This window comes from Pseudomonas wuhanensis (genome assembly GCF_030687395.1).
Taxonomy (GTDB): Bacteria; Pseudomonadota; Gammaproteobacteria; order Pseudomonadales; family Pseudomonadaceae; genus Aquipseudomonas; species Aquipseudomonas wuhanensis.
The window spans coordinates 4680793-4699163 of record NZ_CP117430.1 but is presented as its reverse complement, the minus strand read 5'-3'; the positions used below and the strand labels follow the sequence as shown (position 1 = coordinate 4699163).

Annotated in this window: 19 protein-coding genes and 1 riboswitch; of the genes, 13 read left to right on the top strand and 6 right to left on the bottom strand. The window is 60.3% G+C overall.

Translation table 11 applies throughout. The features are described from left to right. Positions 1 to 17 precede the first annotated feature (17 nt). Positions 18 to 434, bottom strand: a complete 417-nt coding sequence (locus PSH88_RS21655; protein ID WP_305422556.1) for an OsmC family protein — start codon at positions 432 to 434, stop codon at positions 18 to 20. A gap of 164 nt (positions 435 to 598) precedes the next feature. Between PSH88_RS21655 and PSH88_RS21650 the strand changes: the two genes are divergently transcribed. Next, the gene (locus PSH88_RS21650; RefSeq protein ID WP_305422555.1) at positions 599 to 1609 is read left to right on the top strand and encodes an amidohydrolase family protein; all 1011 of its coding nucleotides are present in this window, start codon (positions 599 to 601) and stop codon (positions 1607 to 1609) included. Between the two features lie 124 nt (positions 1610 to 1733). Then, the gene (locus tag PSH88_RS21645) at positions 1734 to 2198 is read left to right on the top strand and encodes a DUF3859 domain-containing protein (protein WP_038979700.1); all 465 of its coding nucleotides are present in this window, start codon (positions 1734 to 1736) and stop codon (positions 2196 to 2198) included. Positions 2199 to 2268: 70 nt separating this feature from the next. Here the strand turns inward: PSH88_RS21645 and PSH88_RS21640 are convergent, their stop codons facing one another. Genes PSH88_RS21640 through purM form a run of 3 tightly spaced genes read right to left on the bottom strand, consistent with a single transcriptional unit; the run spans position 2269 to position 4699 of the window. Further along, positions 2269 to 2982, bottom strand: a complete 714-nt coding sequence (locus PSH88_RS21640) for a DUF3108 domain-containing protein (protein ID WP_305422554.1) — start codon at positions 2980 to 2982, stop codon at positions 2269 to 2271. A gap of 8 nt (positions 2983 to 2990) precedes the next feature. Further along, positions 2991 to 3641: a phosphoribosylglycinamide formyltransferase gene (gene purN / locus PSH88_RS21635; protein WP_253548922.1), complete on the bottom strand. Its 651-nt coding sequence runs from the start codon at positions 3639 to 3641 to the stop codon at positions 2991 to 2993. Further along, on the bottom strand, positions 3641 to 4699 hold the full coding sequence (gene purM, locus PSH88_RS21630) for a phosphoribosylformylglycinamidine cyclo-ligase (protein ID WP_305422552.1): 1059 nt from the start codon (positions 4697 to 4699) through the stop codon (positions 3641 to 3643). Before purM ends, purN begins: the two co-directional genes overlap by 1 nt. Before the next feature lie 388 nt (positions 4700 to 5087). Between purM and PSH88_RS21625 the strand changes: the two genes are divergently transcribed. From PSH88_RS21625 to PSH88_RS21605, 5 genes are all read left to right on the top strand, one after another. Further along, positions 5088 to 6146, top strand: a complete 1059-nt coding sequence (locus tag PSH88_RS21625; protein ID WP_305422551.1) for a DUF2066 domain-containing protein — start codon at positions 5088 to 5090, stop codon at positions 6144 to 6146. Between the two features lie 30 nt (positions 6147 to 6176). Beyond that, complete coding sequence (locus PSH88_RS21620) at positions 6177 to 7250, top strand: AI-2E family transporter (protein WP_305422550.1); 1074 nt, start codon at positions 6177 to 6179, stop codon at positions 7248 to 7250. A gap of 228 nt (positions 7251 to 7478) precedes the next feature. Continuing rightward, positions 7479 to 8183 carry a DnaA regulatory inactivator Hda gene (gene hda, locus PSH88_RS21615; RefSeq protein ID WP_007898944.1) on the top strand — a complete coding sequence of 235 codons (705 nt, stop codon included), beginning with the start codon at positions 7479 to 7481 and terminating at the stop codon, positions 8181 to 8183. Positions 8184 to 8398: 215 nt separating this feature from the next. After that, positions 8399 to 9034, top strand: a complete 636-nt coding sequence (locus PSH88_RS21610) for a C40 family peptidase (RefSeq protein ID WP_305422549.1) — start codon at positions 8399 to 8401, stop codon at positions 9032 to 9034. Positions 9035 to 9200: 166 nt separating this feature from the next. After that, positions 9201 to 9737 (top strand): C40 family peptidase, encoded by a 537-nt coding sequence (locus PSH88_RS21605; RefSeq protein WP_305422548.1) that lies wholly within the window; start codon positions 9201 to 9203, stop codon positions 9735 to 9737. A 144-nt stretch (positions 9738 to 9881) separates the two neighbouring features. Here the strand turns inward: PSH88_RS21605 and PSH88_RS21600 are convergent, their stop codons facing one another. Continuing rightward, complete coding sequence (locus PSH88_RS21600; protein ID WP_305422546.1) at positions 9882 to 11189, bottom strand: PQQ-dependent sugar dehydrogenase; 1308 nt, start codon at positions 11187 to 11189, stop codon at positions 9882 to 9884. 68 nt (positions 11190 to 11257) lie between these two features. Then, complete coding sequence (locus PSH88_RS21595; RefSeq protein ID WP_305422544.1) at positions 11258 to 11842, bottom strand: hypothetical protein; 585 nt, start codon at positions 11840 to 11842, stop codon at positions 11258 to 11260. A 154-nt stretch (positions 11843 to 11996) separates the two neighbouring features. Then, positions 11997 to 12230, top strand: a riboswitch (cobalamin riboswitch). An 81-nt stretch (positions 12231 to 12311) separates the two neighbouring features. Here PSH88_RS21595 and cobO point away from each other — a divergent pair. Genes cobO through PSH88_RS21565 form a run of 6 tightly spaced genes read left to right on the top strand, consistent with a single transcriptional unit; the run spans position 12312 to position 18287 of the window. Then, positions 12312 to 12923: a cob(I)yrinic acid a,c-diamide adenosyltransferase gene (cobO, locus tag PSH88_RS21590; RefSeq protein WP_305422542.1), complete on the top strand. Its 612-nt coding sequence runs from the start codon at positions 12312 to 12314 to the stop codon at positions 12921 to 12923. Further along, on the top strand, positions 12920 to 14302 hold the full coding sequence (locus PSH88_RS21585; RefSeq protein ID WP_305422540.1) for a cobyrinic acid a,c-diamide synthase CobB: 1383 nt from the start codon (positions 12920 to 12922) through the stop codon (positions 14300 to 14302). Before cobO ends, PSH88_RS21585 begins: the two co-directional genes overlap by 4 nt. Beyond that, positions 14299 to 14949: a 5,6-dimethylbenzimidazole synthase gene (gene bluB, locus PSH88_RS21580; protein WP_305422539.1), complete on the top strand. Its 651-nt coding sequence runs from the start codon at positions 14299 to 14301 to the stop codon at positions 14947 to 14949. Before PSH88_RS21585 ends, bluB begins: the two co-directional genes overlap by 4 nt. Continuing rightward, complete coding sequence (gene cbiB, locus PSH88_RS21575; RefSeq protein ID WP_305422538.1) at positions 14946 to 15854, top strand: adenosylcobinamide-phosphate synthase CbiB; 909 nt, start codon at positions 14946 to 14948, stop codon at positions 15852 to 15854. The genes bluB and cbiB overlap by 4 nt, the downstream gene beginning before the upstream one ends. Then, positions 15847 to 16839, top strand: coding sequence for a threonine-phosphate decarboxylase CobD (gene cobD, locus PSH88_RS21570; RefSeq protein ID WP_305422537.1), 993 nt, complete (start codon positions 15847 to 15849; stop codon positions 16837 to 16839). The genes cbiB and cobD overlap by 8 nt, the downstream gene beginning before the upstream one ends. Next, positions 16836 to 18287 carry a cobyric acid synthase gene (locus PSH88_RS21565; RefSeq protein WP_305422535.1) on the top strand — a complete coding sequence of 484 codons (1452 nt, stop codon included), beginning with the start codon at positions 16836 to 16838 and terminating at the stop codon, positions 18285 to 18287. The genes cobD and PSH88_RS21565 overlap by 4 nt, the downstream gene beginning before the upstream one ends. Positions 18288 to 18371: the final 84 nt, after the last annotated feature.

Sequence of the window (18371 nt, the reverse complement as noted above, 5' to 3'; positions counted from 1 at the left end):
TTGCACAGCCGTTGCCGCTATTGACTGAAGGCGCCTTCGGACAGATGGGTTTCGATGCTGACTTCGGAGGTGGTCATCAGTTTGTGTACCGGGCAGCGGTCGGCCACGCGGTGCAGCTCCTCGCGCTGGGCGTCGGTGAGCACACCTTTGAGCGTGAGTTCGACGTGCAGGGCGTATTTGCCTTTCTGCTCTTCGCTGTTGTCGCGCGTGACCTCAACCTCGACGCCTGTCAGCGGGATGTCCTTCTTCTTGGCATACATTTTCAGCGTCAGGGCCTTACAGGCACCGAGGGCGGCGTCGAAGTAGTCGTGTGGTTCAGGCGCCGTGCCTTCGCCGCCAGAGGTTTTCGGCACGTCGGCAAAAAGTTCGTGGTCATCGATTTGGACGCTGTGACGAAAACCTTCGGCGGAGACGGTATTGACGGTAACAGTCATGGGAAACCTCGCGGGCAATATGAAAAGTCATTCGATCAAAAAAGACCCTGAAGTTATAGAGCATTCCTTCAAATTCGCGTTCCACTTTCTTGCCGGCTGAACCCTGGTTTGCGTGGTGCGGTCTATGTTGCTCGTACCGCAGTTGCCCATCACAGGAGAATTCCGTGCCCCCGATCCGCTTGAGCCTCGCCTGGTTGCTGGCGCTGTGCGGCACTGATACCTACGCCCGCGAATATGCCTACAGCGATGCGCACCTGCATTACGTCGATTTCTTCCAGGAAACGGCGGGCATGTCGAAATTGCTCACGGCCATGGACGACAATGCTATCGATCATGTAATGATTTCCGGCATTCCGGTGGCCAAGAAATGGCACGAAGACGAACCCAAACGCCCACGTTATTACGCCGGCGATGACGCCGATGCCTATTGGTATAGCGCGACCGATGTGATCGTCGCGGCGGCGGTGAATAAGCTGACCACAGAGCAGCGCCAGCGTTTTCACCCTTTCCTGTCAGGCTTCAACCCGAATGACAAAAACTCCGCGGCACACATCCAGCGCATGCTCGACCTCTATCCCGGGCTTTGGCAGGGCATTGGCGAAGTCTTTACCCGTCACGACGATCTGACTGCGCTGACATCCGGCGACACGCCGCGGGCCAACAACGAGGCGATGACCCGCATCTACCACCTGGCTGCCGAGAACGACTTGCCGGTGATGCTGCATTCCAACATCACCTCCAAGCGTGAGAAAAATCCGCTGTACCTGGCAGAAGTCGAGGAGCCGCTGCGCAATCATCCACACACCCGGTTTATCTGGGCTCATGCAGGCACCAGTGCGGAAATTCATCGGCACCAGACCCAGCTGGATTTTCTGTTGCCGACGCTGTCGCGAATGCTCGAGGCTTACCCCAATCTGTTCGTTGACCTGTCCTGGAGCATGCTGACGCCTTACCTGCTGGACGAGCAGGGCACGCCTCGGGATGAATGGGTGAGACTGGTGGAGCGCTTTCCGGAGCGCTTCATGCTCGGTTCCGATGTGGTGGGGCGTTTCAACAAGCTCGGTCAGGAAATGCACAGCTTCGATCCGTTTCTTGATGCCTTGCCGGAGGATGTTGCCAGAAGGGTTGCGCGGGATAATTTCCTGGCGATCCTGCCTCGGGCTGTTGTGAAGTAACAATGGGACTTCAACTCCCGGATTGGGCAAGCCCCCTCACTTCAGGGTTGCTGAACTCAAGGTTGTCATCGTCCTGTCACCCCCGCGTCATACCCTCGCGCTCATCTCAATCAAGGAGCGCACCATGCACCTCACCCGTTTAGCCGCCCTGGCCACAATGATGTTCGTCAGTGGTCTGGCCAGTGCCGAAGTCCGTGTCGAAGGCCCAGTGGAGTACGGCGTGTTCGCTGGCCCGAAAGCCGAGCTGCAATCGGGCGAGCGAGTTTTGCGCCGTAGCAATGAACAGATCCAGCAAACCGAAATCGTCCCCGCCAAACTCGGCACCAAGTTCGGTATGCGTTACCAGTTGGCCGGCAAGGTCGCCGAAGACCAGCCGCTGACTTTGCTCTATTTCACCCCGGGCATCCGTACTCCGGATGGTGTGCGTCACGACAAACTGGAAGTTACTCAAAAGCTGGTACCCGGTGCTCCGCAGGACGTGATGGCGTACGAGTTCACCGAAAGCCATGAAGTCGTTCCCGGAGAATGGCGTTTCATGGTGTTCCAGGGCGACCGTCTGTTGGCTCAGCAACGCTTTACCGTGCGCTGATCGCTCTCACCCAACCAAACGCCAGACGAAAAAAAGCCCCGCATTTGCGGGGCTTTCATGTCGTAGCGAATCAGCTGCCTTTGACCGGTTTGCCGTTGACCGTGCCGTCGAGGAGCATGATGTTGTACTCCTTGCCGTCGGTTTCGACCTGTTGCAGACGGACCAGCAAATAATCCCAATCCTTGGCGAACCACAGGACGGTGATGCGCTTGCTTTGTGTCGGGTCGCGCACGCGCTCGACCTTGATCGCTTCGATCTGGCCAGCCTTGGTGTCGACTTTCTCCGAGCCCAGCACGCGGAAGTCATAGGTATCGACTTCTCCGTCATCGACAACCTGATAGCTCATGCTTTTCTTGCCGGCGGCTACGTCATGCTGCAGCGCCAGTTGATAGGTGGACTTGTCGACCATGCCGCGATTGAGCGGAAGTTTGACGGCGTCACCGCGATCGGTGCCAGTGACCATCTTGTTGGTCCAATCGAAGTCCAGGTCGGCCTTCTTGGCTTTGCCTAGGCCACCACGTTCGAAGTGGTAGGACTGTGGCAGCAGCGTGTCCTTGTCCAGGGTCAGGGTGCTTTCTTCAGTCAGGCTGGCGATCATCATCGACGCCTTGAAGCTGAGTTTCCAGACGCCGTTGGCCCCCTTGGTCAGGCTGCGTTCGGCAGTGCCGCTCATGGGCAGCTGTTTCCAGTCGGCGGTATAGCTGGCGGAGAAGGGTTGAAGGTCTGCGGCCTGCGCAAACGGCAGGGCGAGCAGAGCGCAAGCGAAGAGCAGGGCGCGACGCATAAAATCTCCTAGGTTCGAATCAAGTGGCCGCTGGCCGCGAGTAACTGTCCGTCCAGTAAAGCACCTTGTTCACCGAGTGATAAACGACCTTCAGCAAACCAGCGTACGGCCATCGGGTAAATCAGGTGTTCCTGGGTATGGACTCGCTGCGCCAGACTCTGCGGCGAATCGTGCAACTCTACCGGTATTACTGCCTGTACGACCAGTGGTCCGCCATCGAGTTCCTCGGTGACGAAGTGCACGGAACAGCCGTGTTCAGTGTCGCCGGCCTCCAGCGCGCGCTGATGGGTGTGTAACCCTTTGTATTTGGGCAGCAGCGAAGGATGGATATTGAGCAGGCGGCCTTGATAGTGGCGCACGAAGTCAGCGCTGAGAATGCGCATGAAACCGGCCAGTACCACGAGTTTGGGGTTGAAGGCGTCGATCAGTTCGATCAGCGCGGCATCGAAGGCCTCGCGACCTTCGAAAGCCTTGTGATCCAGGGTGCGGGTGTCGATACCCGCGTCCCTGGCGCGTTGCAGGCCGTAGGCGTCGGCGCGGTTGGAGATCACCGCAGCGATGCGAACCGGGCTGTCGCCGGTTCGCGTGCTGTCGATCAAGGCCTGCAAGTTACTGCCGGTGCCGGACAACAGCACCACCACATCACAGGTCTGGGACATCAATCAGCCTTGAGGTTCTTCAGTTCAACCTGAGCCGCGCCTTCGGCAGCGGTAGCGATCTGACCGATGACCCAAGGCTGCTCGCCGGCTTCACGCAACACGTTCAGCGCGGATTCAACGTGCTCTTGAGCCACGCAGATAACCATGCCAACGCCGCAGTTCAGCACGCGGTGCATTTCGTTTTCGTTGACGTTGCCTTTCTCTTGCAGCCAGTCGAACACGGCAGGGCGAGTCCAGCTTGCAACGTCAACCACCGCTTGTGCGCCTTTTGGCAGAACGCGCGGAATGTTGTCCAGCAGGCCACCACCGGTGATGTGGGCCATGGCTTTGACAGCGCCGGTTTCCTTGATCAGCTTGAGCAGCGGCTTCACGTAGATGCGGGTCGGGGCCATCAGCAGATCAGTCAGCGGTTTGCCGTCGAGCTGGATGTTTTCGATGTCTGCACCGGACACTTCGATGATCTTGCGGATCAGCGAGTAGCCGTTGGAGTGCGGGCCGGAAGACGGCAGGGCGAGCAGGGCATCGCCGGCAGCGACTTTGGAACCGTCGATGATTTCGGACTTTTCCACGACGCCGACGCAGAAGCCGGCCAGGTCGTAGTCTTCGCCTTCGTACATGCCAGGCATTTCAGCGGTTTCGCCGCCGACCAGGGAGCAGCCGGACAGTTCACAGCCAGCGCCGATGCCGGTCACGACCTGGGTCGCGGTTTCGACGTTCAGTTTGCCGGTGGCGTAATAGTCGAGGAAGAACAGCGGCTCGGCGCCGCAGACCACCAGGTCGTTCACGCACATGGCAACCAGGTCGATGCCGATGCTGTCGTGCTTGTTCAGGTTCAGCGCCAGGCGCAGCTTGGTGCCGACGCCGTCAGTGCCAGAGACCAGCACCGGTTGTTTGTAACCGGCCGGGATTTCGCAGAGGGCGCCGAAACCGCCCAGGCCGCCCATGACTTCCGGGCGCGCAGTGCGCTTGGCGACGCTCTTGATGCGTTCGACCAATGCTTCACCGGCGTCGATGTCTACACCGGCGTCCTTGTAGCTCAGGGAGGGTTGCTTGCTCATGATCCAGGCCTTTAGGGGGGATTCAGGGGTAACGACCGGGTCCAGTGGGACCGCCGAAACAAACGAAGGCGAATGCCATCCGCGAATTTCAGGGTGCCCGGCTGTTGCCGGTCTGCGAAGGCGCGCGATTTTATCAGGCTTGAGGGGCAGCGGCCATCCTCGTGCCGACGGGCAGGGGCATATCGCGTTAAAAAAACCGATATTGCCCGTGTTGGTGGCGTCCCGGATGGCTGTATAAGGTATCGACGTTAACCGTCTATCGTTATGACAGTGCGAAAACTTACCGGGATCGGGTGAATGTTTTGCTTGAACGTGTGGTCAACAGACTCCTGGTTCAATCATCTTCACGCGGTCTGTTCCAGCCGCTCTTGTCGTCAGGAATCTTTTTATGCGTTTTCTTAAATTCTTGTTCGTGGGCTGTTTATCCGTGGTCAGCCTGACCGGTCATGCCGAAACTGTCAAAGGCCTCTACCAAGTGCGCGAGCCTGTCAGCAGCCAGACACCGGAGGAGCGCGATCAGGCAACTCAGCGGGCGCTGGATACGTTGGTGTTGCGCCTGACCGGCGACCCCAAGGCGGCGCAGAGCCCGGGTCTGGCGACCGTGCGCAAAGACCCTCAGCAGATCATCAGTCAGTTCGGTTATGAGGCCGGGCCGCCGCAGGTGCTGAAAGTCGATTTCGATCCGGCCACCACCGAACAGGCCTTGCGGCGTGCCGGGTTAGCCATGTGGGGCGCCAACCGACCGTCGATACTCGGCTGGTGGTTGAACGACTCCACTGAAGGTTCGAGCCTGGTCGGCGATGGCCAGGCCAGTGCCACGCCACTGCTTCGAGCGGCGCAACATCGCGGGCTGCCGCTGCGTTTGCCACTGGCAGACCTGAACGAGCAGATTGTCGCCACTGCGCCGAATCTGGAAAGTGCAGACCCGGCACCGCTGCGGGGCGCATCCGACCGTTACAATGCCGACGCGTTGCTGGCGGTGCATGCCCGTGAAGAGGGTGGCCAATGGCAAGCCAAGTGGCGTTTGTGGTTGGGCGATCAGAAAGAAGCCGGTAGCGCGCAGGGTGCTGATACCGCCGCGCTGGCCGATGCGGTGATGCTGGCGGTCAGCCAACGCCTGGCGCCGCGTTTTGCCGCCAAACCGGGTGCGTCGAGCGAGCAATTGCTGGAAGTGCAGGGGATGAGCCTGGAACGTTATGCGACGCTCGGGCGTTTGCTGGAGCCTTTTGGCGCGCGCCTGCAAAGCGTTGATGGCGACCGCGTGCTTTATCGGGTCAACGGCAGCCCCGATCAGTTGCGGGCGCAGTTGTCTTTGGCCAGGTTGCAGGAAATTCCGGCCGGTGAGGCGCCGGCCCCCGTGGCGCCTGTTCAACCCGTGGTTGCTGGCTCGACACCGGTCGCAGCGCCAGCCCCGGCACCGACGCCGCAGTTACGTTTTCGCTGGTAGTTTTTCTTTATATAGAAGCAGGAGTGGTACATGGCCGATACACGGCGTTGGTTCTGGCTCGGTGGGGTGGTCCTGCTTTGCGCGTTTGTTTACCTGTTGCACCCGATTCTGACACCGTTCCTGGTGGCGCTGTTGCTGGCTTATCTGTTCGACCCGCTGGTGGATCGGCTGGAGAAGTATGGTCTGTCACGGACCTGGGGCGTGGTGGCGGTGTTCGCGTTGTTCACATTGATCGTCACCGCGTTGCTGTTGGTATTGGTGCCGATGCTCGCCAAGCAGCTGTTTCGTTTGTATGAACTGGCGCCGCAGATGCTCGACTGGTTGCAGCACACCGCCGTGCCGTGGGCGCAATCGAAGATGGGGTTATCAGACGGTTTCTGGAAGTTCGACAAGCTCAAGGCGGCGTTCAGCGCGCACATGGGCCAGACCACCGATGTTGTCGGCATGGTACTGAGTCAGGCGACGGCTTCGGGCCTTGCGCTGATTGGCTGGCTGGCCAACCTGGTGCTGATTCCGGTGGTGAGTTTTTATCTGCTGCGTGACTGGGATCTGATGATGGCCAAGATCCGCAGCCTGCTGCCCCGTGATCGTGAAGAGCGCGTCATGTCCCTGGCGGGAGAATGCCATGAAGTGCTCGGGGCGTTCGTGCGCGGGCAATTGCTGGTGATGCTGGCCCTGGGCGTGATCTACGCCGCAGGCTTGATGATCGTCGGGCTGGAGCTGGGGCTGTTGATCGGTTTGATTGCCGGGTTGGCGGCGATCGTGCCGTACATGGGGTTCGTCATCGGGATTGGTGCGGCGTTGATTGCCGGTCTGTTCCAGTTCGGTGGCGATTTGTATCCCATGATCGGTATTGTCGCGGTGTTCATGGTCGGCCAGGCGCTGGAAGGCATGGTCCTGACGCCGTTGCTGGTGGGTGACCGGATCGGCCTGCACCCGGTGGCGGTGATCTTCGCGATCCTGGCCGGCGGTGAGCTGTTTGGTTTTACCGGTGTGTTGCTGGCGTTGCCGGTGGCGGCGGTAATCATGGTGCTGGTGCGTCACGTACACGATTTGTATAAGGATTCAGATATCTACGGCGGTGTCGAGGAATCCGAGCTGTAAGTTTTTAATCGCTCGTAGCGGGCAGTCTGGTTTCGTGCCAGGTTTGCCCGTATCACTCGCGTGGCTGTCACATGCGCCGTCAAAGAAACTGTCATAAAACCAGTACGTTAACGCAAACCTTTGATTTTGCTTGTGGTCTGTCGCATTGTGCGGTCAGCCTCACGGGTATAAACTTCGCAAACTTTACACAGAGGCCACTAACGGTTCCTTTGGAACTGTTCAGTCAGCATGAAACCGATTCAGCTGCCCCTAGGTGTGCGTCTGCGTGATGACGCTACCTTTATCAATTACTACCCAGGCGCCAATGCCGCTGCACTCGGCTATGTCGAGCGGCTCTGCGAAGCCGACGCCGGCTGGACGGAAAGCCTGATTTACCTCTGGGGCAAGGACGGGGTAGGACGCACGCATTTGTTGCAGGCGGCGTGTCTGCGCTTCGAACAACTGGGGGAGCCGGCGGTGTACCTGCCGCTGGCCGAGTTGCTGGACCGCGGCATCGAAATTCTCGACAACCTCGAACAGTACGAACTGGTCTGCCTGGATGATTTGCAGGCGGTCGCCGGCAAGGCGGATTGGGAAGAGGCGCTGTTCCATCTGTTCAATCGTCTGCGTGACAGCGGTCGGCGTCTGTTGATCGCGGCCTCGACATCCCCGCGCGAACTGCCGGTGAAGCTGGCAGACCTCAAGTCGCGGCTGACACTGGCACTCATCTTCCAGATGCGCCCACTCTCTGACGAAGACAAATTACGTGCTTTGCAGTTGCGTGCATCCCGTCGTGGCCTGCACCTGACTGACGAAGTCGGGCATTTTATTTTGACCCGCGGTACCCGCAGTATGAGTGCACTTTTTGAGCTGCTTGAGCGCCTCGATCAGGCCTCCCTTCAAGCCCAGCGCAAGCTGACAATCCCGTTCCTGAAAGAGACATTGGGCTGGTAAAGCTCAGGTTTTTAGCGGGTTTCGGCATATTAAAGGCGCCAGAAAATCCGCTTTCCTGCACGGTTGCAGGCTGCGCTAACGTCTAAAACGGGCTTAAGCGCTTAGATGGAAACGAGAAACCGATAAGTCACATAAAGATCGATTGAATTTGCAAATGAGGTTGATAGCGGGCATAGTCTCGGCTTCTTTAGAAACTATCAGCCACGGTCGTGCCCATGCTAAATCGCTTCGCACCCCTCGTGCCTCTCGCACTCGTCACCCTGTTGTTCGGTTGCGCTGCCCACTCTCCAGTGTCCCAGCAAGAGCCAAAACAGCAGGTTTCAAATTCAGTTACCGCGCAGTCTTCTTCCGTTCTTTTCCAGGAAGAGGTGGTCACCGATAAAGAACTGGCAGACTTCGCCGATGGCAAGTCGTACCAGCTTCCGGTTCTGGCCGACAGCATCCTCGAACGTGGCATGTCCCTGATCGGTACCCGTTACCGTTTCGGTGGTACCTCCGAAGCCGGCTTCGACTGCAGTGGCTTCATCGGTTATCTGTTCCGTGAAGAAGCCGGCATGAACCTGCCGCGCTCTACCCGCGAAATGATCAACGTTGACGCTCCTCTGGTTGCTCGCAGCGCCCTCAAGCCGGGTGACCTGCTGTTCTTCGCCACCAATGGTCGTCGCGGTCGTGTCAGCCACGCCGGGATCTACTTGGGTGACAACCAGTTCATCCACTCCAGCAGCCGCAAAAGCGGTGGTGTCCGGATCGATAGCCTGGGCGACAGCTACTGGAGCAAGACCTTCATCGAAGCCAAGCGTGCACTCGCAATGGCTCCGGCTGCAGCCCCTATCGTCACTGCACGCAAGTAAGCGGACAGTTTATAAGGCGAACTTAAAGTCTTACTTGAAGTTTGCCGCGTAGCCGCTAGAATCCTGATCTATTATTGATGGCAAACCGCCTGCGTCCTGCGCAGGCGGTTTTCTTTTCTGTCTTTACGGCAGAAAAAAGCCGCAGCCAGATCAGGATGTTCTGCTTATGACGATGTCGGCCCGCCTCACGCTCATGTTCTTCGCAGCGCTGCTCAGCGCCTGCGCCAGCCGCCCACCGCCACCTGCGCCGGTGGTCCGCGCACCGATTGTTTTCGGTCCTTCCCAAGCCTTTTCTCCTGCGGCAGAAGACGTGCTGTTTCGCGCGCTGGGTCTGGTGGGAACGCCTTACCGCTGGGGCGGCAACACGCCGGATTCCGGGTTCGATTGCAGCGGGCTGATCGGTTATGTGTATCGCGATGTCACAGGCATTTCCTTGCCGCGTTCCACGCGCGAAATGATCGGCATGCAAGCCCCCAATGTCGGCAAGGAAGGCCTGCAAACCGGTGACCTGATTTTCTTCGCCACCAATGGCGGCTCCCAGGTCAGCCACGCCGGGATCTACGTCGGCGAAGGCCGCTTCGTCCACGCGCCAGCCACGGGCGGCACGGTCAAGCTGGATAGCTTGTCCAAAGCTTACTGGCAGAAAGCCTATCTGAGCGCCAAGCGCGTCTTGCAACCTGAGCATTTGGCACATAATCCGTAGCCTGAATTGTCATGAGCGCTCGTAAACGCTGATCTCCTGTGGGAGCGGGCTTGCCCGCGATGACGTCAGCACATTCAACATCGATGTAGTCTGGGCTGCCGCTATCGCGGGCGAGCCCGCTCCCACAGGGGATGTGTGTTGTGGTTACGGAGCAGCCGACACGCGCCACACCTTGTTCCCCACATCATCCGCCACTAGCAAGCTGCCCTGCTGATCGATCACCACGCCCACCGGCCGGCCCATGGCTTTTTCCTCGTCGTTGAGGAAGCCAGTGAGCACATCCACCGGTTGTCCGGCCGGTTTGCCGGCGCTGAACGGCACGAAAATCACTTTGTAGCCACTGTGTGGCTTGCGGTTCCACGAACCATGCTGGCCGATGAATGCACCTTGGGTGAATGGCGCGGGCAACTTGCTGCCTTCGGCGAATGTCAGGCCCAGTGATGCGGTATGTGGCCCCACCGCGTAGTCCGGTGCAATCGCCTTGGCCACCAGATCAGGGTTTTGCGGTTCGACGCGAATGTCGACGTGCTGGCCGTAATAGCTGTAGGGCCAGCCGTAGAACCCGCCGTCCTTCACAGATGTGATGTAGTCCGGCACCAGGTCGCTGCCGATTTCGTCCCGCTCGTTGACGGCGGTCCACAGTGCACCGCTCTGAGGCTCCCAGGCCAGACCGTTTGGATTGCGAATCCCCGAGGCGAAGATCCGATGGCTGCCGGTGGCGCGATCGACTTCCCAGATCGCCGCGCGGCCTTCCTCCTGATCCATGCCGTTTTCACCGACGTTGCTGTTCGAGCCCACGGTGACGTACAGCTTGCTGCCATCCCTGCTGGCGATGACGTTCTTGGTCCAGTGGTGATTCAGCGTACCGCCCGGTAGATCGACCACTTTGATTGGCTGCGACTTGATCGCTGTCTCGCCGTCTTCGTAGTGGAAGCGCAGCAAGCGGTCAGTATCGGCAACGTACAGGTCCTTGCCGACCAGGGTCATGCCGAAGGGGGAGTTGAGATTTTCCAGAAATACTGTGCGGGTTTCGGCGACGCCGTCGTGGTCCTTGTCCCGCAGCAGGGTGATGCGGTTCGGGCTGGGGACGCCGGCACCGGCGCGGCCCATGACTTTGCCCATGATCCAGCCACGAATACCGCCATCGGATTTGGCCGGTGCATTGGTTTCGGCCACCAGCACATCGCCGTTGGGCAATACATAGAGCCAGCGCGGGTGTTCGAGGCCTTCGGCAAATGCCGCCACTTGAGTTCCTGGCGCGGCGACAGGTTTCTTGCCCTCAGGCCAGCCGATCGCCGGGGCGATGTTAACCGTCGGGATCAGGGTTTTATTGGGTTCTGGCAGTTTGGGCGAGGGGCCTGTGCCATCCGAGACTTGCAGGCTGGAGGTTTCACCACAGGCGGCGAGCCCTCCGGCGAGCGCGATGATGAAAACGAGCTGGGGTTTGCGCATTACTGATCTTCCCTATGAATGCATTGACGTAATCATAGAGAAGCGTAGACGCTCGATGGTTCAACCGGTCAGCCGCGGGCTTCCTTGAGCAGAACAGCGATGCCTGGATGGTAGTTGCCGGCTTCATTGCGCAACTTGCGGTAGGCGTATGGGAAATACCAGGCCACGGCGCAGCTGTGTTCCTTTTGCAGGTCGTCGACCATGTCCTGAAGTTCTTCCGGGGTAGCGCTCTGCTGAGCTTTTTGCGGCGCTACGAACAGGCAGCCGAGTTTCAGATCGCTTGCGTAGCTGATTCGCTTCGCGTCACTGGTGATGTCCGCCAATGCCTGAGTCAGGTTCAAGCTATTGACCCGCGGCCAGCGCTGGGTGGCCTGGAGATACGCGCGTTCTTCGCTGCTGGCGATAAACAGATCGGCGCGGGCGTTGCGTTCGCCTTCTTCGTTCTGCTTGCGCGTCGACGTTTGTTGCAAGGTGACCATTTCCGCCATCCAGGCCGCGGCGGAAAGCAGGCTGAGGTTGGCTTTTTCGTCGTACCAATAAGGTGTGTCGTTATCGCCGCGAACAGCGTTATAGCGGTCGATACAGTCAAACCAGCGTTCCAGCACCGGTCGCAGGAATTCCAGCTTCGGATTGCTGATGATCATGCCTTGCATGTGGCTCACCCTTGTTATTGTGTTGTGAGGTTGTGGCTCTTTGATATCACTGCTGACAGTGTGGCACAAGATTGGCGTCAGTTAATTGATCGATGGCAGTTATTCGCTCAGCGGCGTCCCGGCTTTAATTGACGCTCCACCCCCAACCCTCTAACCTTCGCGGCTTGTTTCAGGTGCTCTGTGGCGGTGGCCGACAGAGTGAAACAGGGAAGCCGGTGAGTGACTATCTTCAAGCGATGAAGAGTCATGATCCCGGCGCTGCCCCCGCAACGGTAAATGAGTAAAAGCTGCGTCTTGAGCCACTGTGTCGACTGTCGACATGGGAAGGCGCGCAGTCAGGCACAAGCCGCTCATGAGCCCGGAGACCGGCCTGATTCATCCAACGGCATCACGGTGGGCGATGCCAGGCTTCTTGCCGTCTATTCTTGTGCCTGCCCGCCGTTATCCAGCCTCAACGGAGAGCTCCCCCATGACTGATACCCCCGATCGTGACGAACGCCATCTGGCGCGCATGCTGCGCAAAAAAGCGGTGATCGACGAACGCATCGCCAACTCCCCGAATGAATGCGGTTTGCTGCTGGTGCTCTCTGGCAACGGCAAAGGCAAGAGCAGTTCGGCGTTTGGCATGCTTTCCCGGGCCATGGGCCACGGCATGCAGTGCGGCGTGGTGCAGTTCATCAAGGGGCGCAGCAGCACCGGCGAGGAGCTGTTCTTCCGGCGCTTTCCTGAGCAGGTGCGTTTTCATGTGATGGGCGAGGGCTTCACCTGGGAAACCCAGGACCGCCAGCGTGACATTGCCGCCGCCGAAGCCGCGTGGGCGGTGTCCCGCGAATTGCTGCGTGATCCGGCCATTGGCCTCGTGGTGCTCGACGAGTTGAACATCGCCCTCAAGCACGGCTATCTCGATCTCGATCAGGTGCTCAGCGACTTGCAGGCCCGTCCACCGATGCAGCACGTGGTGGTCACCGGTCGTGGCGCCAAACCAGAGATGATCGAGCTGGCCGACACCGTCACTGAAATGGGCATGATCAAGCACGCCTTCCAGGCCGGAATCAAAGCGCAAAAAGGCGTCGAGCTGTGAATCAACCCCGGCATTGCCCGGCGGTACTGATTGCCGCGCCGGCCTCCGGTCAGGGCAAGACCACCGTCACCGCCGCGCTCGCCCGTTTGCATCGCAATCAGGGGCGCAAGGTTCGCGTGTTCAAATGCGGCCCGGACTTTCTCGACCCGATGATTCTCGAGCGCGCCAGCGGTGCACCGGTCTATCAACTCGACATGTGGATGGTCGGCGAACAAGAAAGTCGACGGCTTTTGTGGGAGGCCGCTGGCGAAGCCGATCTGATCCTCATCGAAGGCGTCATGGGGCTGTTCGACGGTACGCCGTCCAGCGCCGACCTGGCGCGGCACTTCGGTGTGCCGGTGCTCGGCGTGATCGACGGCACCGCCATGGCGCAGACGTTTGGCGCGCTGGCCCTGGGCCTTGCACGCTATCAGCCGGACTTGCCGTTTGCCGGTGTGTTGGCCAACCGGGTCGGCACCTTGCGTCATGCGCAGTTGCTCGAAGGCAGCCTGACGGAAGGCTTGCGCTGGTACGGCGCATTGTCCCGGGAGACCGGCATTGAATTGCCAAGTCGGCATCTCGGTCTGGTTCAGGCCAGTGAATTGAATGATCTCGACCTGCGTCTCGATGCGGCGGCCGAGTCACTGGCCAGCAGTTGCGATGTGGCTTTACCGCCGGCCGTGGAATTCACCGCGCCTGAAATAATCGCCGCCGAACCGTTGCTGGCCGGTGTGCGGATTGCCGTGGCCCGGGACGAAGCTTTCGCGTTTACCTACGGCGCGAGCCTGGATCTGCTGCGGGCCATGGGCGCGCAATTGTCTTTCTTCTCGCCGATCCGCGACACCGGGTTGCCGGAGGCAGACAGCCTTTATCTACCGGGCGGCTACCCCGAATTGCACCATGTGGCGTTGTCGCAAAACACACCGATGCTGAACGCGATCCGCGCTCACCACGCGGCGGGCAAACCGTTGCTGGCCGAGTGTGGCGGCATGCTGTATCTGCTGGATTCCTTGACCGATGTCGAGGGCACGCGCGCTGAACTGGTTGGCTTGCTGGCCGGTGATGCGGTGATGCAGAAGCGTCTCGCCGCGTTGGCCTTGCAGGCGGTGGAGTTGCCGGAAGGTTTGCTGCGTGGGCACACGTATCACCACTCGTTGACCAGCACCGAGCTTGAGCCGATTGCGCGTGGCGTGAGCCCCAATGGCGGGCGAGGGGCGGAGGCGGTTTATCGTGAGGGGCGGATGACGGCTTCTTATGTGCACTTTTATTTTCCGTCCAATCCATCGGCGATTGCCGCGTTGTTTGCGCCTGGCCGTGAGGCCGCCTTCGCGGGCAAGCCCGCTCCTACATTGGATCACCTAAACCCTGTAGGAGCGGGCTTGCCCGCGAAGAGGCCATGACGGACAACGCCTTTTCCGAAGCCGAACGCGCTGCGGTCTACCGAGCCATCGGCGAACGCCGCGACATGCGCCACTTCAGCGGCGGCACCGTCGAGCCCGAGTTACTGCGCCGTCTGCTCGAAGCCGCGCATCAGGCCCCGAGTGTTGGCCTGATGCAGCCCTGGCGATTCATCCGCATCAGCGACCGGGCACTGCGCGGCAAGATTCAGCAGTTGGTGGAAGACGAACGCGTCCGCACCGCTGAAGCCCTCGGCGAGCGCTCCGACGAATTCATGAAGCTCAAGGTCGAAGGCATCAACGACTGCGCCGAGGTGCTGGTCGCCGCGCTGATGGACGATCGTGAGCGGCATATCTTCGGCCGTCGTACATTGCCGGAAATGGACATGGCCTCGCTGTCCTGCGCCATCCAGAATCTTTGGCTCGCGTCCCGCGCCGAAGGCCTGGGCATGGGCTGGGTGTCATTGTTCGAGCCGCAAGCGCTCGCGGACTTGCTGGGTTTACCGACCGGAGCCAAGCCTATGGCCGTTCTTTGCCTGGGACCGGTCAAGGAATTCTATCCGGCGCCGATGCTGGTACTCGAAGGTTGGGCGCAGGCGCGTCCACTCAGCGAGTTGCTGTATGAAAATTATTGGGGAGTGAGTCAATGAGTGTGGCGTTGTTGAGTGTCGCCGCGGTCGCGCTGGATGCGCTGCTGGGTGAACCCAAACGCTGGCATCCGCTGGTGGCGTTCGGTCGTTTTGCCGATCGCATCGAGCAACGTTTCAATTCCGGTGGCCGTGGCTGGCGCAGTCATGGCGTGACGGCCTGGGTGATGGCTGTCGTGCCGCTGACCTTGTTGGCCACCGCATTTTCCTGGGCGCCTTATGTCGGTTGGATCGTCGAGATTCTCGTGCTCTATTGTGCCCTCGGCATGCGCAGCCTTGGTGAACACGTCGAGCCGGTGGCCAAGGCCCTGCGCAGCGATGACTTGATCGAGGCGCGCAAACGTGTCGGCTATCTGGTCAGCCGTCAGACCAGCGAACTGGATGAAACCGAAGTCGCCCGCGCCGCCACCGAATCGGTGCTGGAGAACGGCAGCGATGCGGTGTTCGCCGCGCTGTTCTGGTTTGCCGTGGCGGGTGCGCCCGGCGTGGTGCTCTATCGCCTGAGCAACACCCTCGATGCGATGTGGGGTTATCGCAACGATCGCTTCGAACGTTTCGGTTGGGCCGCGGCGAAGATCGACGATGTTCTCAATTACATTCCTGCACGCCTGGTGGCGTTGACTTACGCGCTGCTGGGCAAAACCCGACTGGCGCTGAAGTGCTGGCGTACCCAGGGCCCGACCTGGGACAGCCCGAATGCCGGGCCGGTGATGGCGGCTGGTGCCGGTGCGCTGGGGGTCGAGTTGGGCGGGGCGGCGATCTATCACGGTGAACTGCATCAGCGTCCCCAGTTGGGCGAAGGCGTACCGGCGGATGCCGATTCCATCGACCGTGGCTGGCAATTGGTCCAGCGCGGGGTATGGTTATGGCTGCTGATTCTCTGCGTGGGGGCTGAATTCTATGCTTGAGCACGGTGGCCGCTTGCGCAAGGCGGCGCTTGAATACGGCATTGCCGAAGCCGATTGGCTCGACCTGTCCAGTGGCCTTGCGCCCTGGCCATTCCCGGTGCCGGACATCCCGCTGCGGGCCTGGGCACGGCTGCCGGAAACCGATGACGGACTTGAGCAGGCCGCCTGCGACTATTACGGTGCGGCCCAAGTGTTGCCGGTGGCCGGTTCGCAAATGGCGATCCAGTTACTGCCGCGTTTGCGCCGGGCCGGCAAGGTCGGCGTGCTGTCGCCGTGTTACGCCGAACACGCCGAAGCCTGGCGTCGCAACGGTTACATCGTGCGTGAAGTGCTGGAGTCGGAAGTCGATTTCTTTCTCGACAGCTTCGACGTGCTGGTGGTGGTCAATCCCAACAATCCCACGGGGCTGAGCCTGACCCCGGCTCGTCTGCTGGATTGGCATGCGCGGCTGGCCCAGCGCGGTGGCTGGTTGGTGGTGGACGAGGCGTTCATGGACAACACCCCGCATTTGAGTCTGGCGCCGTTCGCCCATCAGATCGGCTTGATCGTGCTGCGCTCCTTCGGCAAGTTTTTCGGCCTGGCCGGGGTGCGGCTGGGGTTTGTGCTGGCCGAGCGCAAGTTGCTCAAGCTGCTGGCCGAACAGGTCGGGCCTTGGGCGGTCAGCGGTCCGACCCGAGTGCTGGGTCAGGCGTGCCTGACGGATACGGACGGGCACACTCGACAGCGCATTCGCACTGACGAGGCCGGCGAGCGTCTGGCGTTGCTGCTTGAACAGTACGGTTTCAAACCTCAGGGCGGCTGTGCGTTGTTCCAATGGCTGATCACCGAGCGTGCCGAAGCGCTGCATGAATTCATGGCCCGGCGCGGCATTCTGCTGCGGTTGTTCACCCACAACAGCAGCGTGCGGTTTGGCTTGCCCGCCGATGAAGCGGATTGGCTGCGTCTCGAGCAAGCGCTTGAAGCTTACGTTAAGGAAGCGCAATGACTACGTTGATGGTGCAAGGCACCACATCGGACGCCGGTAAAAGCACGCTGGTGACGGCGCTGTGTCGCTGGGTGACGCGCCAGGGCGTGAGTGTCGTGCCGTTCAAGCCGCAGAACATGGCCCTCAATAGCGCGGTAACCGCCGACGGTGGTGAGATCGGCCGTGCTCAAGCGGTGCAGGCCCAAGCCGCCAACCTCGAACCGCACACCGACATGAACCCGGTGCTGCTCAAACCCAATAGCGATACTGGCGCCCAAGTGATCATTCATGGTCGCGCGGTCACGACGATGAACGCTGTCGCCTATCACGACTACAAAGCCATCGCCATGCAAGCGGTGTTGGCCTCTCATGAGCGTTTGAGCGCAGCGTATCCGGTGGTGATGGTCGAAGGAGCGGGTTCGCCGGCAGAGATCAACCTTCGCGCCGGCGACATCGCCAACATGGGTTTTGCCGAGGCGGTGGACTGCCCGGTGGTATTGATCGCCGACATCAATCGCGGTGGTGTTTTCGCGCATTTGGTCGGTACGCTGGAGCTGCTGTCGCCCAGCGAACAGGCGCGAGTCAAAGGCTTCATCATCAACCGTTTTCGCGGCGACATCGCCTTGCTGCAACCTGGCCTCGATTGGCTGGAGGCGCGCACCGGCAAACCGGTGATCGGCGTCTTGCCGTACGTGATGGACCTGCACCTTGAGGCTGAGGACGGCCTCGATCAGCGTCAGACCGACAAGGCCGATCAAGTGCTCAACGTGGTGGTGCCGGTGTTGCCGCGCATCAGCAACCACACCGATTTCGATCCGCTGCGCCTGCATCCGCAAGTGGACCTGCAATTCATCGGCCCCGGTCAGGTTATTCCGCCGGCCGACCTGATCATTCTTCCCGGCTCGAAAAGCGTGCGCAGCGACCTCGCGTATCTGCGGGCCAACGGCTGGGATGCGGCTATCTCGAGGCACTTGCGCTACGGCGGAAAAATACTGGGAATCTGCGGCGGTCTGCAAATGCTCGGCGAGCAGGTGCACGATCCGCTGGGCCTCGAAGGCGCGCCGGGTTCCAGTGCCGGTTTGGGCCTGCTGGCGTTCGAAACGCAGCTCGAAGAAGAGAAGCAGTTGCGCAATGTGCGTGGGCGTCTGGTGCTGGAAGATGCGGAGGTCAGCGGCTATGAAATTCATGCCGGCGTGACTACCGGGCCGGCGCTGGAAAACCCAGCGGTGCAGCTGGACGATGGTCGCTGCGATGGTGCGCAAAGTATCGATGGGCAGATTTTCGGTACGTATCTGCATGGTTTGTTCGAGTCACCGGCAGCGTGCAGTGCGCTGTTGCGCTGGGCCGGGTTGCAGGATGTGCAGGAAGTCGATTACCACGCTTTGCGCGAGCGCGATATCGAACGGTTGGCGGATCTGGTGGAGAAGCATCTGGATACCTCGCTGTTGCGAGAGCTCTGTGGGATTTGAGGTGGCTGCACAGGCCCAATTGCGGGCAAGCCCGCTCCCACAGGTTCTGTGTGTGGACCAAAAATCTGTAAACAACCTCGATCC

Coding starts and splice junctions, on each gene's coding strand:
- PSH88_RS21655 (WP_305422556.1), bottom strand. CDS start 434: ATGACTGTTACCGTCAATACCGTCTCCGCCGAAGGTTTTCGTCACAGC.
- PSH88_RS21645 (WP_038979700.1), top strand. CDS start 1,734: ATGCACCTCACCCGTTTAGCCGCCCTGGCCACAATGATGTTCGTCAGT.
- PSH88_RS21640 (WP_305422554.1), bottom strand. CDS start 2,982: ATGCGTCGCGCCCTGCTCTTCGCTTGCGCTCTGCTCGCCCTGCCGTTT.
- purN (WP_253548922.1), bottom strand. CDS start 3,641: ATGTCCCAGACCTGTGATGTGGTGGTGCTGTTGTCCGGCACCGGCAGT.
- purM (WP_305422552.1), bottom strand. CDS start 4,699: ATGAGCAAGCAACCCTCCCTGAGCTACAAGGACGCCGGTGTAGACATC.
- PSH88_RS21625 (WP_305422551.1), top strand. CDS start 5,088: ATGCGTTTTCTTAAATTCTTGTTCGTGGGCTGTTTATCCGTGGTCAGC.
- PSH88_RS21620 (WP_305422550.1), top strand. CDS start 6,177: ATGGCCGATACACGGCGTTGGTTCTGGCTCGGTGGGGTGGTCCTGCTT.
- hda (WP_007898944.1), top strand. CDS start 7,479: ATGAAACCGATTCAGCTGCCCCTAGGTGTGCGTCTGCGTGATGACGCT.
- PSH88_RS21610 (WP_305422549.1), top strand. CDS start 8,399: ATGCTAAATCGCTTCGCACCCCTCGTGCCTCTCGCACTCGTCACCCTG.
- PSH88_RS21605 (WP_305422548.1), top strand. CDS start 9,201: ATGACGATGTCGGCCCGCCTCACGCTCATGTTCTTCGCAGCGCTGCTC.
- PSH88_RS21600 (WP_305422546.1), bottom strand. CDS start 11,189: ATGCGCAAACCCCAGCTCGTTTTCATCATCGCGCTCGCCGGAGGGCTC.
- PSH88_RS21595 (WP_305422544.1), bottom strand. CDS start 11,842: ATGCAAGGCATGATCATCAGCAATCCGAAGCTGGAATTCCTGCGACCG.
- cobO (WP_305422542.1), top strand. CDS start 12,312: ATGACTGATACCCCCGATCGTGACGAACGCCATCTGGCGCGCATGCTG.
- bluB (WP_305422539.1), top strand. CDS start 14,299: ATGACGGACAACGCCTTTTCCGAAGCCGAACGCGCTGCGGTCTACCGA.
- cbiB (WP_305422538.1), top strand. CDS start 14,946: ATGAGTGTGGCGTTGTTGAGTGTCGCCGCGGTCGCGCTGGATGCGCTG.
- cobD (WP_305422537.1), top strand. CDS start 15,847: ATGCTTGAGCACGGTGGCCGCTTGCGCAAGGCGGCGCTTGAATACGGC.
- PSH88_RS21565 (WP_305422535.1), top strand. CDS start 16,836: ATGACTACGTTGATGGTGCAAGGCACCACATCGGACGCCGGTAAAAGC.